The following is a 15004-nucleotide window of genomic DNA, read 5'->3' on the forward strand; positions in this document are numbered from 1 at the left end:
CGCAGAGACTGTGGCTCCCGACCAGGCCGGCGCATGCCGGCCGCCACGTTCCAGGAGCCCAGCATGATCCGTTCGCTTTCCCTCGTTGTTCTTTCCTCCCTGCTCGGCGGCTGCTCCGGTTCCGGGCAGAACGCCCTGCTCGGCGACGTGCTCAGCCGCGCCATGCAGGAAACCTCGCTCAGCAGCACCGACCAGGGCCTGGCGGTTCGCGCCGTACAGGGCGTGGCCCAGGGCACCGCGCAGCGTCGCGATACGGGCTACACCGGCGATACGACTGACGCGCCCAGCCAGCCGTCGACCAGTGCCGAGCCGGCTGCCGAAGACGCCGAGGTCTGGTGATGCGTGGCGTAGGAATTTTCGGCCTGCTGCTGGGGCTGAGCCTCGTATTTCCAGCCCAGGCCGCCAGCAGCCTGAACGACGCGCGTGGTGCGGTTGGCCCACTGGGTTTCGATATCCAGGGCACGCCACTGCCCAGGGAGCAGGCGCCGCAACTGCGTGGGCGCCTGGAGCAACTGCTTGGCCAGTTGCGCGGCACGCCTGCGCTGGCGCCGCTGCGCGGCTTCGCCATCGATCAGAGCGCGCGCCTGTTCGAGCAACCGGCGGCATTGCCCAGCGCGCCCGCCGGCGGCTGGGCGCATTTGTTGGTGCGTCGGGTCGATCCGGCGCGCAGCGAGCGCGATTCGAGCGGTGCGCTGCGCGGTATTGGCGAGGGCCCGGCGGTCGAGATGCGGGTCAACGACCAGGCCGCGCTGTTCGGCTACGCGGTGGGCAAGGATGCGCGCGGCGACTACTACCAGCTGACAGTCAAGCCGCGGCGCCTGCAGGGCATGCCGGTGCTGCAGATCGGCAGCAAGGATGTGGTGGTGTTGCACAAGCCCGGGCGCAAACCGTTCGCCCATGTCAGCCGGCAGCGCTACCTGGAGGGTTTGCTGGCCAGCGAGCGCGAGCACATCGTCAGTCTGCAACAGCAGCTGGCCGACGCCACGGACGCCGAGAGCCGCCACCAGCTGCAGCAGTTCATCCAGCAGTGGCAGGGCACGGCGGCGCTCAAGCAGCAGGCGCTCGACGCCATGAGTGAGGCCGAGCGGCGCTCGCCGACCTGCCATAGCAGCTCCGCGCGCGGCCTGTTCGCCGCTTGTAGCGACCCCGATGCGGTCTACTACGTGACTTTCGAACCGGCTTACTTCCAGCCCGACCTACCGCCGAGCAGCGTGCAGTTGCTGACCATCAGCGTGGTCAACAAGGGCTTTCTCAACGACAGCGAACTGGGCCTGAAGCTGCGCCAGGCGGTGGCGCAACTCGACCTTGCGGCCTTGCAGCGGAGTCTCGACTGAGCTGGTCTATTCTTCGTTTCAGGCCGGCCGGATGAGGGCTGGCAGAAATCCTGCTTGGTGCAGAACAACAACACAGCCTGGAGAGGCGTTGCATGAAGACCGTTGCCGAACTGCTCAGAAGCAAGCCAAGTGCCTACGTCCATCACGTCGCCCCGGATGTCTCGGTGCTCGATACGGTCAAGCTGTTGGCGGAGAAGAAGATCGGTGCGCTGCTGGTGATGGCCGGCGGGCGCGTGGTGGGGATCGTCAGCGAGCGTGACTACGTGCGCAAGCTGGCCGAGCTGGAGCGCGCGGCCTTCGATGCCAAGGTCAGCGACATCATGACCGCCGATGTGATCAGCGTCGGTCCGCGTGACAGCGTGCAGCACTGCCTGCAGCTGATGAGCGATCGCCGCCTGCGCCACCTGCCGGTGCTGGCCGACGGCGAGCTGATCGGCATGCTGTCGATCGGTGACCTGGTCAAGCAGACCATCGACGACCAGGCCAGTCTTATCCAGCAGCTGGAGCAATACATCCGCGGCGAGTGACCACGCGCCGCGCGTCGGCCATGCGTCGTTGAAGGCAGCCTCAGGATGCTCATTTACTCACGGTAAACTCCGCTCCTTCGGCTTCCTGACTCGCGGCGCTCGCCCTTCGGGCCAGCCTTCGGCTGTTACTCCCGTTGGTCGTTGCGCCTAGCCTGGCTCTAGCACGCCTGGTGGGCGACTCCACACAAACTCCACACAGGCTCCACAGTCCTCGCACGGCGCCGCCACGGGCGCCGTCGAGACTCTCCCCACGGTCCAACCCAAGGAGAGTCCCAATGAACCGCAATCTATTGATCAAGCTCGGCGCCATCGCCGTACTGATCCTGCTGCTGATGGTCCCGATCATCATGATCGACGGCATGGTCGAGGAGCGTCAGGAGCTGCGCGATGGCGTGCTGGAAGACATCGCCCGCAGCTCCAGCTACAGCCAGAAAATCATCGGCCCGTTGCTGGTCGCGCCCTATCGCAAGACCGTGCGCGAGTGGAAAACCCACGAGAAGACCGGCCAGCGCTACCTCGAAGAGAGCGAGGTGAGCGGCCGCGTGTACTTCCTGCCGGAGCGTCTGGCCATCGGCGGCGAGATCAGCACCGAGCTGCGTGCCCGCGGCATCTACCAGGCGCGCCTGTTCCACAGCAACAGCCGGCTCTCCGGGCATTTCCAGATCCCCGCCAACTTCGGCGTCACCGAGGACATCGGTGACTACACCTTCAGCGAGCCCTTCGTCAGCGTCGGCATCAGCGATATCCGCGGCATCAAGAACAACCTGGTGCTGGAGCAGGGCGGGCGCAAGCTGCCGTTCCAGCCGGGTAGCGCCGACTCGATGCTCGGCGCCGGCGTGCATGCGCCGCTGCCGATGGCGGTGGCCGACATCCACCAGGGCCAGCGTCTGGACTTCGCCTTCGACCTGCTGCTGCAGGGCACCGGCGAGCTGAGCATCGCCCCGGTCGGCCGTGAGACCCAGGTCGACCTGAGCGCCGACTGGCCGCACCCGAGCTTCATCGGCGAGTACCTGCCGAGCGAGCGCGAGATCACCGCCAACGGCTTCAGCGCGCGCTGGCAGACCAGTTTCTTCGCCACCAACATGGAGGAGGCCCTGGGCGATTGCGCCAGCGCCGGCGAGTGCAACGCCTTCCTCGGCCGCCAGTTCGGCGTCAGCTTCGTCGACCCGGTGGACCAGTACCTGAAGAGCGACCGCGCGTTGAAGTACGCGCTGCTGTTCATCGCCCTGACCTTCGCCGGCTTCTTCCTCTTCGAGGTGCTCAAGCGCCTGGCCGTGCACCCGGTGCAGTACGGCCTGGTCGGCCTGTCTCTAGCGATGTTCTACCTGCTGCTGCTGTCGCTGGCCGAGCACATGGCCTTCGCCCAGGCCTATGCCCTGGCAGCTTCCGCCTGCGTGCTGCTGATCGGTTTCTACGTCAGTCACGTGCTGCACAGCTGGCTGCGCGGCGCCGGCTTCACCGCTGCCCTGGCCGGGCTCTACGCGATGCTCTACGCCCTGCTGTCGGCCGAGGACTACGCGTTGCTGATGGGCTCGCTGCTGGTGTTCGGCCTGCTCGCCGCGGTGATGGTGCTGACCCGCAAACTCGACTGGTACGGCCTGGCCAAGCCGACCGCGACCGCCGCCTGATTCCCTACCGGCGCGGCCTTGGTCGCGCCTCGCGAGGTATTCGCCATGATTCGCCTGCTGATGCAGTTTTCTGCCTGTTTCGCCCTCGGCCTGGTGGTTGCCGGGGTGCTGCTGATCGGCTTGATGTTCTTCGGTCAGTTCGACCTGATCCACGGCCTCAACCTCAGCGGCCGGCCGCTGGCCAGTGTCGCCCTGGCGCTGCTGCCGGGCGGCTTCTGGGACGGCCTGACCGGTATCCCCGATGCCGCCGGCAACGCCAGCGTGCGGTCCTTCCTGCAACTGTGCGTGGCCCTGGCGCAGATCGCCCTGCTGCTGGCCGCCGGCTTCTTCCGCCTGTGGTACCGCGCATGAGCGGGCATGTCGGTTTGCGCGAGGAGGCGCGCCTGGGCCACCAGCTGGCGCAGCGCATCGCTCGGCTGTTTCCCCAGCCCGGAAAGCCTGTGCGTGTCCTGCGGCGGGAGAGCCCGCCATGCCGTTGATACCGGGCCCCGCCTGGCTCTGCACGGCGGGGCTGATGGCTGGCAGCACTCTGGTTTACCTGCTTACCGTGATGCTCGGCCAGCTGCTGCCGTCCTGGCCGCTCAACGGCTTCTTCACGCCGCTGGCGGTGGTCAGCCTGGTGCTGCAGGCGCCCTACGTGCGGCGCCCGGCTGGGCCCTACACCTTGGGGGCTGTATTGGGAGGCGCAGCGTTGCTGCTGTACTGGTTGTTCTATTGCTACGGATGGCCGACATGAATCAGATGAAGATGTTGTTCTGGGTGCTCGGCAAGCTGCTGTATCGCGGTGTGATGCTGTGGTTCTGGCTGCTCCTGCTGCTTTACGTGGGCTACAAGATGCTCGAGCGCAACTCCGCGGTCGACGCGCTGCCGGCCCAGCTGGAGGTGGATGGGGTAGTGCTGGTCGGCGGCGAGAGCGGGATTCGCGAGGGCTGCGGAATAGCGGTGCTGAAGATGGCACCGGGCCTGCGCGGCCGCCTGCGCCGCGAGGGCCTGGCAGTGCTGCAGGAGGCCCGGCAGGCGCGCGGCTACCCGGACCGCGACTACTACCACTACCAGCCCTGGCAGGCCACACCGGTCCCGGTAGATGAGGGCGGGGACCTGAGCCCGATCTGGCTCGGCCTGCAATGCGCCGATGCCGACGATGAGCTAAGCGAACGCATCAGCCGTGCCAGCCAGGAAGAGGGCAACTACTACAGCGAGAAAGAGGAGGGCGCGCTGCTGCTGTTGCCGCGGGAGGGGCTGATCGTCTTCGGTTACTTCGGTTGAGTCGCTTGCATCGACGGCCGCTGGCTGACATCCGCATACCAGTTGGCCAGGCCGGGGAAGCGCTCGCGCCAGCCCAGCTGCGGCTGGCGCAGGTCGAGGTAGCCTAGGGCGCAGGCCAGTCCGATGGCGGCGATGTCGAAGCGGCTGTCGATCTCCGCCAGGCAGTCGCGTTCGAAGTAGGCCAGGGCTCGTTCGATCTTGTCCTGCTGCGCCGCCTGCCACTGGTCCCAGCGCTTGTCCTCGGGGCGCAGGAAGATCTCGTAGCGCAGCAGCACGGCGGCATCGAGGATGGCGTCGGCCAACGAGGCCAGGGTCAGGCGCCGCCAGCGCGCGCTGCCGGCAGGTATCAGCGGCTCGCCGACGTGCTGGCTGTCGAGGTAGTCGAGGATCACCCGGCTGTCGTGCAGCACGCTGCCATCGGCCAGGCGCAGCGCCGGAATCTTACCGGCCGGGTTATCAGCTACCACCGCCTCGCTGGGCGTCACCGGCGTCAGTTGCACCTCATGCAGGGCCACGCGCGCGGTCTGCCCGGTTTCGTGAAGCAGCACCATCACCTTGCGCACGAAGGGCGAGGCGGGGGAGTGGAACAGGGTCATGGTGCTCATGGGTTTCTCCGGGTATAGGCAGGACGTCAGACTCGCAGCGGTGCTGCATACAGGCAAGCTAGCGCGTCATCTTCTTCACAAATACCACCACGAACAGGGCCATGGTGAAGCTGCCAGCAAATGCCTCGAAGGCGGCGATGGGGCGTGCCAGGCCGTGGGGTGTGATATCGCCGTAGCCGAGGGTGGTGAAGGTCACCACGCTGTAATAGATGCAGTCGAGCAGGTCCTTGAGGTTGGCCGCCAGGCCGCGCTCCAGGGCCAGGCCCAGCGGCAGGTCGCCGTGGCGCACGCCAACCAGGAAGTAGAGCAGGCCGCAGACCAGGATCAGCCCGATGGAGAACAGTACGACGTTGAGCGGCTTCTCGCCGTAGCCACTGAACAGGTCGACCAGCCAGGACAGCATGCGCGCGCCGGACAGGCGTGGCATCTGCAGGCGGCGCATGACCATCTCGCGGTGGAAGAAGTAGCCGGCCTGCTCGAACAGCCCGGCCTTCTCCAGGCGCAGGCGCAGGTTGCGATAGGTCTCCTCGGCCTCCTCGAAGTGCTGCCGTGCGCCATTCGCGTCACCGCCACGCTGGCACTCGCGGCCACGGCGCTCCTGGATCAGCTGGCGGTCCCACAACACGTTGTCCAGCCGCGCGCCTTCCAGGCGTACGCCGAGCAGGTTGCAGTCGCGCAGGTCTGCGCAGTGCAGGTTGGCACCGCGCAGGTCGGCCTTCATCAGCGAGGTGCCGCGCAGGTCGAGGGCAAACAGGTGGGCATTCTGCAGGTCGGCGCGATACAGGTCGGCCTCGCGCAGGTCGTAACCGGCACGGCTGCCGTGGTGGACCAGGTCGATGCCGGCCAGGTTGGCGTACTTGAGGCGGAAGCCGCGCATCGAGGCGCCACTGCGCGCGCGCTGCTGCAACGCCGGCGCCAGGTCGTCGGCCTGGCGCCGGTCCTGGTCGGGGTCTAGCCAGTGGCTGTCATCGGACTGCGTGGTGTCCATGGAGATCTCCTGCGGATCACACAAGCCTAGTTGCGGCAGAGCCTATGGACGAACGGCCTAAAGGATTTCTGGTGGTAGCCGATGGTCTGGCGACAGGCCGTATTGGGTCTGGTCTTTGGCAACTATGGATCGGCTGTTATCCCAGGGATTGTTGGCATGGCGCTAACGCTTACCAATGTGTCGTCACTCGGCGTTCAGCGGGCGCTGAGCGAGACGGCGCGTGCCCTGGAAACCTCGATGCAGCGCCTGTCCACCGGTTACCGCATCAATAGCGCCAAGGATGATGCGGCCGGCCTGATCATCGCCGACCGGCTGAAGGGTCAGATCAGTGGCCTGAATGTGGCGATCCGCAATGCCAACGATGGCATCTCGCTGGCGCAGACCGCCGAGGGCGCCCTGCAGCAGTCGACCAATATCCTGCAGCGCATGCGTGACCTGGCCCTGCAGTCGGCCAATGGTTCTAACGGCGGCAGCGAGCGCGATGCCATGCAGCAGGAGGTGGAGCAGCTGCAGCAGGAGCTGACGCGCATTGCCGACACCACCAGCTTCGCTGGCCGCAAACTGCTAGATGGTAGCTTTGGCTCCACCGGTATCCAGGTGGGCGTGGGTGCCTTCGAGACCATTCCTCTCAGCCTCGGTAACTTCAGCGCCACGCGCCTGGGCAGCAACGTCCGCGATCTGACCAATGGCACCGCCGGCAACGCGACCGGAGATCAGTTGGGCGGCTTGCTTGCCCAGACCGGAACCACGCCTGACAACGGCGTGACGGGTGAGCTGACCATTGCCGGGCGCAAGAGCCAGACTTTTGCCGTCGCCGGCTCTGCCTGGGAAGTGGCCAAGGCCGTCAACAAGCGCTCCGACCAGACTGGCGTGACGGCTGATGCGCGCACCGTGCTGCGGCTGGAGTTCAGCGAGGATGACCGCTACTCCTTCGAGTTGCAGGACCTCAAGGGCGAGGGGCGCAGTATCAGTGCCAAGGTAGACGGTGGCGATCTGTCGCAATTGGCCGATGCGATCAATGCCGAAACCATACGCACCGGTATCAGTGCCCGGATCGAAGGCAATCAGCTGTGGATGCTTAGCGAACGCGGCGACGACATCGTGCTGGAAAACTTTCTGTCCGAGGGTTCCGGTACGGCCCTGGCGCAGAACTTCGACTATGAAGGCGAGGAGGAACTGACCGCATCTGCGGCCACCCTGAGCGATGACTCTGCATTGCGCGCCATCGGTGTGGTGCGCCTGAGCAGTTCGGAGGCTTTTTCGACCAAGGTGGACGTGGCCACGCTGGATGGCAGCACGGCAACCAGCTACAGCGCTTTCGCGCAGATCAACAAGGTGGACCTGCTCAGCAATACCGGAGCGCAGACGGCGATCGGCGTGATCGACGGCGCGCTGAGCATGATCGACAGCGCGCGAGCCGATCTCGGTGCGGTGCAGAACCGCCTCGAGTACACCATCGCCAACCTGCAGAACATGTTGGAGAACCTCTCGGCCGCGCATAGTCGGATCAGGGATACCGACTATGCGGCGGAGGTTGCCAACCTGGTCAAGAACCAGATATTGCAGCAGGCCGCCACCGCCATCCTGGCTCAGGCCAACCAGCGACCGCAGGCCATCCTCAGCCTGCTACAGGGCATCTAGCCCTTCAGGTTCTTCTCCACCCAGGCCGCATAGGCCTCGATGAACTTCTGCAGGAAGCCCTTGATGCCGTCGTTCGGCTTGCCGCTGTCGTCGAAGAAGCTGCCGGCGCCGCCCAGGTAGGCCTCGGGTTGCTGTAGCACGGGTACGTCGAGGAACACCAGGCACTGGCGCAGGTGGTGGTTGGCGCCGAAGCCGCCGACCGCGCCCGGTGAGGCGCTGAGCACGGCACCGGGTTTGCCGCTGAACACGCTCTGCCCATAAGGGCGCGAGCCGACGTCGATGGCGTTCTTCATCGGCGCGGGGATCGAGCGGTTGTATTCCGGGGTGACGAACAACAGCGCGTCGGCGCTCTTCACCTCATCGCGGAAACGGGTGTAGGCCGCTGGCGCAGGACTGACGTCGATGTCTTCGCTGTACAGCGGCAGTTCGCCGATCTCGACGATCTGCAGTTGCAGCGATGGCGGTGCCAGTTCGGCCAGCGCCAGGGCGAGCTTGCGGTTGATCGAGGCCTTGCGCAGGCTGCCGACGATGACCGCGACCTTGTAAACCTTGCTCATGGTGACTCCTGTAAGTCTGTGGATGAACGGATGGAAGACCTGAGCAGGAAACTATAGTGCGCCTCGCCGATTACGCCGCCGCTCTGGCGCGCGGCTTGGCCGGGCTGCGACATTTCGCCGGCTTGCTCGCGAAGGCATTTGCGCAGAAATTGATCAAAGGCGGCGAAACCGCCGGCACGTCAGCTGGGTCATAGCCTGCAGGCGTGTCATCCACCGGCGGCACGCTGGCCGAACAAGAACAATCCCCCGATGCCCGTCACTGCCTTATTGCGCCCGCGCACACCGCGCCGGCCATGACTCGTGAGGAATTGGTTATGGATAGGTTCAACCTCTTCGACCCGCGTTATCAGCTCGAAGCCGAAGACTTCGCCGCTGCATCCACGGCGGCAGTCGCGCCGCGTTCGCTCCACCAGGGCATTCACCAGGCCCTGCATGCGCTCGACGCCCTCGCCGAGCGACTGCGTCAGCGCGGCCATACGGGACGCCCGCCACGCCACTGAGTCCTAACCTACGAAGCTCGCCAGCAGGTCCGCATTGAGGGCCTGCTGCGCCTCGCTGGGTTGGCGCCCGCGGTGGCGGGTGAGGCGGAACTGCACGCTGAAACCGACCTCGTTCGGCAGCAGCTCGCGCAGCTGTCCGCTGGCGATCCAGGGCGCCGCCACGTGCTGTGGTAGATAGCCGATATGCGCGCCGGAGAGGATGAACGCCAGGCTGCCTTCGACCTGCTCGCAGCGCGCGCTGCTGGTGCCGGCCTGCCATGGTTCGTCGGCGGCGATGAAGCGGTAGGGGTGCAGCACCCGGTCGCAGGCGTCGAGGTCGGCATGGCTGATCCTGGCCTGGCCAAACAGCGGGTGACCCTGGGCGCAATACAGTGACTGCTGTTCCTCGAACAGTGGCTGGTAGTCCAGCGCGCTCTGGTTGCCGGAGAAGTAGCCGATGGCCAGATGCAGCTGGCCCTGCAGCAGGCGCCGCTCCAGCTCGGCCGGGGTGGCGCTGATCAGCTCAATCTGCACCGCCTGGTTGCGCCGGCGAAAGCGCCCGATGGCGCCCGCCACGCGCTGCAGCACATGGCTGTCGAGCGATTCCGAGAGACCGACGCTGAGCTCGCCGAGCAACTTGTCGGCCATGCCCTGGGCCTCGCCCTTGAAGGTCTCGATGGCGCCGAACAGCTTGCGCGTGGCGGCCAGCACCTGCTCGCCCTTGGGCGTCAGGCGAAAGCCGGCCTTGCCGCGCTCACACAGGCGAAAGCCCAGACGCGTCTCGAGCTTGGCCATCTGCGTGCTGATGGTCGACTGGCCGATGCCCAACTCACCCTGGGCGGCGCTGAAGCCGCCGTTCTCCACCACGCTGACGAACAGGCGCAGCAGCTGCAGGTCGAGGTCACGCAGTTGGCTGAGCATCGTGGCTCCATACATTGATAGATGTCGATGCCAGAGTAGATCACTTCGTATTTATCGGAAGCAAACCGCGGCGCAGGATGGCTCCACTCCAGAGCCCCCAGCAGAGGGGCGCGGGCTATCGAATCTGCCGAGGAATCCGCTCATGCGCCTTGTCGCCAGCTTGCTTGTGTTCGCCTTCGCCCTGCCGCTGCAGGCCGAAGAAAAAGTCCTCAACCTCTACAACTGGGCCGACTACGTGCCGGCGCAGGCGCTGCAGCGCTTCCAGGCCGAGACCGGGATCAAGGTCAAATACGACACCTTCGACAGCGCCGAGGTGCTGGAGAGCAAGCTGCTCACCGGCGGCAGCGGCTACGACGTAGTGGTGCCGTCGTCCAGCGTGCTGGCCCGCACCATCGGCGCCAAGGCGCTGCAGCCGGTGGGCGAGCTGGCCGGCAAGGACAATCTCGACCCCGAGTTGCTGGCCAAGCTGGCCGGCGTCGACCCCGGCAACGCCTACGGCGTGCCCTACACCTGGGGCACCATCGGCCTGGGCATCAACAAGGAAGCGGTAGAGAAACGCCTGCCCGGCGTGGCGCTGGACAGCCTCGATTTGCTGTTCAAGCCCGAGTACGCCAGCAAGCTCAAGGACTGCGGCATCAGCGTGCTCGACTCGCCGCAGGAGGTGATCGCCGTGGTCCTCAACTACCTGGGCAAGGACCCCTACAGCACCGCTGAGGCCGATCGCGAGGCAGCCAAGGCGCTGCTCGCGCAGCTGCAGCCGAACCTGCGCTACGTCGGCCAGAGCCGGCAGATCGACGATCTAGCCAAGGGTGAGACCTGCCTGGCACTGACCTACACCGGCGACGCCGGCATGGCCACCGCTCGTGCCCTCGAAGCCAAGCAGCCGTTCTCGGTGGTCTACCGGATTCCCAAGGAAGGCACGCTGATCTGGTTCGACACCCTGGCCATCCCGGTGGATGCACCGCACCCCGAGGCCGCGCGCGCCTTCATCGACTACATGCTCCAGCCCGAGGCCATCGCCGAACTGACCAACTCGCTGTATTTCGCCAACGCCAACCGTGCGGCCACGCCGCTGCTCGACGCGGCGGTGAGCGGCGATCCGGACATCTACCCGGCCGCGGACATGCGCGCCAAGTTGTTCGCCGAGCAGAGCCTGCCGCTGCGCGAAATGCGCCAGCGCACTCGGCTGTGGACGGCGTTCCGCACCCAATACTGATTGCCGTATGGCCACTCCGGCACTGAGTGGCCCGTTCTGCAGATATCGAGCATCCGAACATGGAACAAGCCTTCGACAACGATCAGGCCATCACCCGAGGCAGCCTCTACGGCACCGCGGCCGAGCCGACCTACGCCGGCATCACCAGCTTCATGCGTCGCCGCTATACCCGCGATCTACGCGGGGTCGATCTGGTGGTCAGCGGCGTGCCGTTCGACACCGCCACCACCAACCGCCCGGGCAGCCGTTTCGGTCCGCGTGCCATTCGCGCGGCGTCGATCCAGTCGGCCTGGGCGCGGCACTTCCCCTGGGAGTTCGACCCCTTCGACCTGCTGGCCTGCATCGACTACGGCGACTGCTACTTCGACCACGGCACGCCGCAGGACACCCCAGCGGCCATCGAAGCGCACGCCGACAAGATCCTCGACGCCGGCTGCGCCATGCTCACCCTGGGCGGCGACCACTTCATCAGCTACCCGTTGCTCAAGGCCCATGCGAAGAAGCACGGCCCCCTGTCGCTGATCCACTTCGACGCGCACAGCGACACCTGGCCGGACGAGGAGGGCGCGCGCATCGACCACGGCACCATGTTCTACCATGCCGCCAAGGACGGTCTGGTCGACCCGGCGCGTTCGGTGCAGGTCGGCCTGCGCACCACCAACGATGACGTGATGGGCTTCCAGGTGCTGGATGCGCGGCAGGTCAACCGCAGCACACCGGAGCAGATCGCCGAGCTGATCCGCGCCCGCGTCGGCGACAACCCGGTGTACCTGACTTTCGACATTGACTGTCTCGACCCGGCGTTCGCTCCCGGTACCGGAACCCCGGTATGCGGCGGGCTGTCCAGCCACCAGGCCCTGGAAATCCTGCGTGGCCTGCGCGGCATCAACCTGGTCGGCATGGACGTGGTGGAAGTGGCGCCGCCCTACGACAACTCGGAGATCACTGCACTGGCCGGTGCCACCCTGGCGATGGAGATGGTCTGCCTGTACGCCGCGCGGCATAAGCTCTGACGCAGAGCGGTGCTAGACCAGCGGCGGGATATGGCTGGCGCCGTCCTGCTCAAGGATCACCCGCTGCAGCTCGGCCGCACCGGGCGACAGGCTGTGCCCGGCGCGGCTGACGATGCCGTAGGCGGAGCGCTGCGCCGGCATGCCGGTATGCAGCGGCAGCACGGCCAGGCGCCCGGCCGCCACGTCCTGGGCGATCACGTCCCAGGGCGACATGCTCAGCACATGGCTGGCCGAGACCAGCTCCTTGAGCACCATGAAGTTGTCGCACTCGACGCTCAGCGGGCTGGCCTCCCGGCCGCTCAGGCTCTGTAGGGCGCTGGCCACTTCCTGCGGCAACTGGGTGCCGGCCAGCGGGTAATCCAGCAGGTCTTTCACCGTCAGCCGCGAGCGCGCCAGCAACGGATGCTGCGGGTGGCAGAACAGCACGGCGGGGTGCGGGCGCAGCGCCTCGATCTGCAGACGCGGATCGTCCTGGAACTCGCGGATATCAGCGACGAAAAGCTCGATCTGGTTGTCCAGCAGGCGCGTGCGCAGCTGCTGCCAGCTGTCGATGGTCAGCTGCAGGCGCACCCGTGGGAAGCGTTCGGCGAAGGCACCCATGGCCTGCGGCACCAGGCGCGCTGCTGGGTAAGGGCCGGCGCCCAGGCGCACCTCGCCGCTGCCCAGGTTGCCCAGCTGGCTTACCGCATTGCTCAGTGCCTGGCTGCCGGCCAGCAGGCGACGCGCATGCTCCAGCACCAGCTCGCCATGGGCGGTCAGGCTGATGCCGCGGCTGTGGCGGTCCACCAGGTTGCAGCCGAGGCTGCTTTCCAGCGCTTGAATGCTGCGGCTCAGCGCCGGCTGGCTGAGATGCACGGCCTCGGCGGCGCGGGCGAAATGGCCGTGGTCGGCGAGGGCGACGAAGTGGCGGAGCTGGCGAAGATCGTTCATGCGCTTCCTGCATCAATGCTTGATTTGAAATGCATTGGAATTATTGAGGCCGCCTCGGCAGTCTGCCAAGACTCGATAACCATAAAAATACGAGGTCGCCGATGCGCACCCTGTCCCACTTCAGTGGCCTGCTGCTGGCCGCTGCCCTGCCGTTCACTGCCAGCGCCGAACTGCCCGCCGAGAAGATCGAGCCCTCGATCAACGCCGAGCTGGCCGAGCACACCAAGCACTTCAACGAGAAGGTCTACCAGATCGCCGACAACGTCTGGTCGGCGGTGGGCTGGAACCTGGCCAACAGCGTGATGATCGAGGCGCCGGAAGGGCTGATCATCGTCGACACCGGCGAGTCGGCCGAGCAGTCGCGCAAGGTGCTCGCCGAGTTCCGCAAGATCAGTAGCAAGCCGATCAAGGCCATCGTCTACACCCACTTCCATCCCGACCATATCAACGGGGTGAAGGGCTTCGTCAGCGAGGAGCAGGTGAAGAGTGGCGAGGTGCAGATCTACGCCCAGGAAACCCTGCTGGAAAACGTGGTGACCCAGGGCGCGCTGGTCGGCCCGATCCTCGGCATGCGCTCCGGCTACAGCTTCGGCGCCGCGCTGTCGGATGCCGACAAGAAGGACATGAACGCCGGCCTCGGCCCGCTGGCCCATGAGGGGCAATCGACCTTCATCGCGCCGACCATCACCTTCAAGGACAAGCTCGACACCACTATCGCCGGCCTGCCGGTACAGTTCCTCCACGCGCCCAGCGAGGCGCCGGACGAGATCGTCCTGTTCCTGCCGAACAATCGCGTGCTGATCAGCGCCGAAGTCACCCAGGGCCCGACCCTGCCCAACGTGCACACCCTGCGCGGTACCAAGTTCCGCGACCCGGTGCTGTGGGTGAAGAGCCTCGACGCCCTGCGTGCGTTCCGGGCCGACTACATGGTGCCGCTGCACGGCCAGCCGGTGAGCGGCAAGGACAAGGTCGAGGAAGTGTTGCGCATGACCCGCGACGCCATCGCCTATATCCACGACCAGACCGTGCGCTGGATGAACAAGGGCCTGACCCCCGACGAGCTGGTCGAGAAGGTCAAGCTGCCGCCGCACCTGGCCGGCTACACGCCTTACCTGCGCGAGTACTACGGCACGGTGAAACACAGCGTGCGGCAGATCTACAACGGCTACCTGGGCTGGTTCCAGGGCGACCCGGTGGACCTCGACCCGATCCCTCCGGTGGAAAAAGCCAAGCGCCTGATTGAGCTGATGGGCGGCCGCGACAAGGTGCTGCTGGCCGCTGGCGACGCCTACCTCAAGGGTGACTACCAGTGGGCCGCCGAGCTGGCCAGCTACTCGATCCGCGTCGACCACGGCGACACGCTGGCGCGCGACATCAAGGCGCGCAGCTTCCGCAAACTCGGTTACGCCAGCATGAACATCAACTGGCGCAACTGGTACCTGATGAGCGCCATGGAGCTGGAAGGCAAGTTCGACAACGGTGGTGCCGAGGAAATGGGCAAGCGCATCCGTGGCGCCTTCCTCTCCGCCGACATGCTGAAGAACCTGCCGGCGCGCATCTTCCTGCAGAACTGGGTGACCCGTATCGACCCGGAAAAGAGCGCCGACGTGAACCTGACCCTCGGCTTCGCCTTCCCCGATATCGGCGAAGAGTGGGCCCTGGAAGTACGTCGCGGGGTGGTCGAACTGCACAAGGGCATCCCGGCCGGCACCACGCTCAAGCTGACCTTCGACAAGACCTACCTGGATACCGTGATCAGCGGCGAGAACGGGCTGCTCAAGGGCGCCCTGCTGGGTGACGTGAAGGTCGACGGCAACCTACTCGACATCAAGACCTTCCTCGGCTGCTTCGACTTCGAAGACGCCCCCATCGCCTTGACCGTACGCTGAGGAGCCCGAG

18 protein-coding genes are annotated in these 15004 nt (G+C 66.1%); 13 read left to right on the plus strand and 5 right to left on the minus strand.

Annotated features, from left to right (window positions below; genetic code table 11):
* Nucleotides 1–63 precede the first annotated feature (63 nt).
* The 7 genes from IP89_RS05110 to IP89_RS05140 all read left to right on the plus strand — a co-directional run bounded on the left by IP89_RS05110 (nucleotide 64) and on the right by IP89_RS05140 (nucleotide 4755).
* A complete protein-coding gene (locus IP89_RS05110; protein WP_043308103.1) occupies nucleotides 64–339 on the plus strand; it encodes a hypothetical protein in 276 nt (91 codons plus the stop codon).
* Nucleotides 339–1334, plus strand: coding sequence for a hypothetical protein (locus IP89_RS05115; RefSeq protein ID WP_043308105.1), 996 nt, complete (start codon nucleotides 339–341; stop codon nucleotides 1332–1334). Before IP89_RS05110 ends, IP89_RS05115 begins: the two co-directional genes overlap by 1 nt.
* Before the next feature lie 92 nt (nucleotides 1335–1426).
* Nucleotides 1427–1861 carry a CBS domain-containing protein gene (locus IP89_RS05120; RefSeq protein WP_043308106.1) on the plus strand — a complete coding sequence of 145 codons (435 nt, stop codon included), beginning with the start codon at nucleotides 1427–1429 and terminating at the stop codon, nucleotides 1859–1861.
* 275 nt (nucleotides 1862–2136) lie between these two features.
* Nucleotides 2137–3489: a cell envelope integrity protein CreD gene (gene creD / locus IP89_RS05125; RefSeq protein ID WP_043308107.1), complete on the plus strand. Its 1353-nt coding sequence runs from the start codon at nucleotides 2137–2139 to the stop codon at nucleotides 3487–3489.
* A gap of 48 nt (nucleotides 3490–3537) precedes the next feature.
* Complete coding sequence (locus IP89_RS05130) at nucleotides 3538–3840, plus strand: hypothetical protein (protein WP_043308230.1); 303 nt, start codon at nucleotides 3538–3540, stop codon at nucleotides 3838–3840.
* Nucleotides 3841–3958: 118 nt separating this feature from the next.
* Nucleotides 3959–4225, plus strand: coding sequence for a hypothetical protein (locus tag IP89_RS05135; RefSeq protein WP_043308108.1), 267 nt, complete (start codon nucleotides 3959–3961; stop codon nucleotides 4223–4225).
* On the plus strand, nucleotides 4222–4755 hold the full coding sequence (locus IP89_RS05140; protein WP_043308109.1) for a hypothetical protein: 534 nt from the start codon (nucleotides 4222–4224) through the stop codon (nucleotides 4753–4755). The genes IP89_RS05135 and IP89_RS05140 overlap by 4 nt, the downstream gene beginning before the upstream one ends.
* On the opposite strand, the gene IP89_RS05145 is transcribed toward IP89_RS05140, so the two are convergent.
* Together IP89_RS05145 and IP89_RS23850 are read right to left on the minus strand one after the other, a co-directional pair.
* The gene (locus IP89_RS05145) at nucleotides 4743–5360 is read right to left on the minus strand and encodes a glutathione S-transferase (RefSeq protein ID WP_043308111.1); all 618 of its coding nucleotides are present in this window, start codon (nucleotides 5358–5360) and stop codon (nucleotides 4743–4745) included. The genes IP89_RS05140 and IP89_RS05145 overlap by 13 nt on opposite strands.
* A 58-nt stretch (nucleotides 5361–5418) precedes the next feature.
* On the minus strand, nucleotides 5419–6348 hold the full coding sequence (locus tag IP89_RS23850; protein WP_043308112.1) for an ion channel: 930 nt from the start codon (nucleotides 6346–6348) through the stop codon (nucleotides 5419–5421).
* A gap of 156 nt (nucleotides 6349–6504) precedes the next feature.
* Between IP89_RS23850 and IP89_RS05155 the strand changes: the two genes are divergently transcribed.
* Nucleotides 6505–7989 carry a flagellin gene (locus IP89_RS05155; RefSeq protein WP_043308113.1) on the plus strand — a complete coding sequence of 495 codons (1485 nt, stop codon included), beginning with the start codon at nucleotides 6505–6507 and terminating at the stop codon, nucleotides 7987–7989.
* Here IP89_RS05155 and IP89_RS05160 read toward each other — a convergent pair.
* Nucleotides 7986–8546 carry an NADPH-dependent FMN reductase gene (locus IP89_RS05160; protein ID WP_043308114.1) on the minus strand — a complete coding sequence of 187 codons (561 nt, stop codon included), beginning with the start codon at nucleotides 8544–8546 and terminating at the stop codon, nucleotides 7986–7988. The two genes, IP89_RS05155 and IP89_RS05160, sit on opposite strands and share 4 nt — an antisense overlap.
* A gap of 56 nt (nucleotides 8547–8602) precedes the next feature.
* Here IP89_RS05160 and IP89_RS23255 point away from each other — a divergent pair, with 56 nt between their 5' ends.
* Together IP89_RS23255 and IP89_RS05165 are read left to right on the plus strand one after the other, a co-directional pair.
* Nucleotides 8603–8740 carry a hypothetical protein gene (locus tag IP89_RS23255; protein ID WP_156114988.1) on the plus strand — a complete coding sequence of 46 codons (138 nt, stop codon included), beginning with the start codon at nucleotides 8603–8605 and terminating at the stop codon, nucleotides 8738–8740.
* Nucleotides 8741–8860: 120 nt separating this feature from the next.
* Nucleotides 8861–9046: a hypothetical protein gene (locus IP89_RS05165; RefSeq protein WP_043308115.1), complete on the plus strand. Its 186-nt coding sequence runs from the start codon at nucleotides 8861–8863 to the stop codon at nucleotides 9044–9046.
* Nucleotides 9047–9049: 3 nt separating this feature from the next.
* Here the strand turns inward: IP89_RS05165 and IP89_RS05170 are convergent, their stop codons facing one another.
* Complete coding sequence (locus IP89_RS05170) at nucleotides 9050–9946, minus strand: LysR family transcriptional regulator (RefSeq protein ID WP_043308117.1); 897 nt, start codon at nucleotides 9944–9946, stop codon at nucleotides 9050–9052.
* 142 nt (nucleotides 9947–10088) lie between these two features.
* Here IP89_RS05170 and IP89_RS05175 point away from each other — a divergent pair, with 142 nt between their 5' ends.
* Together IP89_RS05175 and speB are read left to right on the plus strand one after the other, a co-directional pair.
* Nucleotides 10089–11162, plus strand: coding sequence for a polyamine ABC transporter substrate-binding protein (locus IP89_RS05175; RefSeq protein WP_043308119.1), 1074 nt, complete (start codon nucleotides 10089–10091; stop codon nucleotides 11160–11162).
* 59 nt (nucleotides 11163–11221) lie between these two features.
* Complete coding sequence (speB, locus tag IP89_RS05180) at nucleotides 11222–12175, plus strand: agmatinase (RefSeq protein ID WP_043308121.1); 954 nt, start codon at nucleotides 11222–11224, stop codon at nucleotides 12173–12175.
* A 12-nt stretch (nucleotides 12176–12187) separates the two neighbouring features.
* Here the strand turns inward: speB and IP89_RS05185 are convergent, their stop codons facing one another.
* Nucleotides 12188–13105, minus strand: coding sequence for a LysR family transcriptional regulator (locus IP89_RS05185; protein ID WP_043308122.1), 918 nt, complete (start codon nucleotides 13103–13105; stop codon nucleotides 12188–12190).
* A 101-nt stretch (nucleotides 13106–13206) separates the two neighbouring features.
* Between IP89_RS05185 and IP89_RS05190 the strand changes: the two genes are divergently transcribed.
* Nucleotides 13207–14994, plus strand: coding sequence for an alkyl/aryl-sulfatase (locus tag IP89_RS05190; RefSeq protein WP_043308124.1), 1788 nt, complete (start codon nucleotides 13207–13209; stop codon nucleotides 14992–14994).
* The last annotated feature ends 10 nt before the right edge of the window (nucleotides 14995–15004 follow it).

It is taken from the genome of Pseudomonas sp. ML96 (assembly GCF_000761545.1).
Lineage (GTDB): Bacteria > Pseudomonadota > Gammaproteobacteria > Pseudomonadales > Pseudomonadaceae > Aquipseudomonas.

Coding starts and splice junctions, on each gene's coding strand:
- IP89_RS05110 (WP_043308103.1), top strand. CDS start 64: ATGATCCGTTCGCTTTCCCTCGTTGTTCTTTCCTCCCTGCTCGGCGGC.
- IP89_RS05115 (WP_043308105.1), top strand. CDS start 339: ATGCGTGGCGTAGGAATTTTCGGCCTGCTGCTGGGGCTGAGCCTCGTA.
- IP89_RS05120 (WP_043308106.1), top strand. CDS start 1,427: ATGAAGACCGTTGCCGAACTGCTCAGAAGCAAGCCAAGTGCCTACGTC.
- creD (WP_043308107.1), top strand. CDS start 2,137: ATGAACCGCAATCTATTGATCAAGCTCGGCGCCATCGCCGTACTGATC.
- IP89_RS05135 (WP_043308108.1), top strand. CDS start 3,959: ATGCCGTTGATACCGGGCCCCGCCTGGCTCTGCACGGCGGGGCTGATG.
- IP89_RS05140 (WP_043308109.1), top strand. CDS start 4,222: ATGAATCAGATGAAGATGTTGTTCTGGGTGCTCGGCAAGCTGCTGTAT.
- IP89_RS05145 (WP_043308111.1), bottom strand. CDS start 5,360: ATGAGCACCATGACCCTGTTCCACTCCCCCGCCTCGCCCTTCGTGCGC.
- IP89_RS23850 (WP_043308112.1), bottom strand. CDS start 6,348: ATGGACACCACGCAGTCCGATGACAGCCACTGGCTAGACCCCGACCAG.
- IP89_RS05155 (WP_043308113.1), top strand. CDS start 6,505: ATGGCGCTAACGCTTACCAATGTGTCGTCACTCGGCGTTCAGCGGGCG.
- IP89_RS05160 (WP_043308114.1), bottom strand. CDS start 8,546: ATGAGCAAGGTTTACAAGGTCGCGGTCATCGTCGGCAGCCTGCGCAAG.
- IP89_RS05165 (WP_043308115.1), top strand. CDS start 8,861: ATGGATAGGTTCAACCTCTTCGACCCGCGTTATCAGCTCGAAGCCGAA.
- IP89_RS05170 (WP_043308117.1), bottom strand. CDS start 9,946: ATGCTCAGCCAACTGCGTGACCTCGACCTGCAGCTGCTGCGCCTGTTC.
- IP89_RS05175 (WP_043308119.1), top strand. CDS start 10,089: ATGCGCCTTGTCGCCAGCTTGCTTGTGTTCGCCTTCGCCCTGCCGCTG.
- speB (WP_043308121.1), top strand. CDS start 11,222: ATGGAACAAGCCTTCGACAACGATCAGGCCATCACCCGAGGCAGCCTC.
- IP89_RS05185 (WP_043308122.1), bottom strand. CDS start 13,105: ATGAACGATCTTCGCCAGCTCCGCCACTTCGTCGCCCTCGCCGACCAC.
- IP89_RS05190 (WP_043308124.1), top strand. CDS start 13,207: ATGCGCACCCTGTCCCACTTCAGTGGCCTGCTGCTGGCCGCTGCCCTG.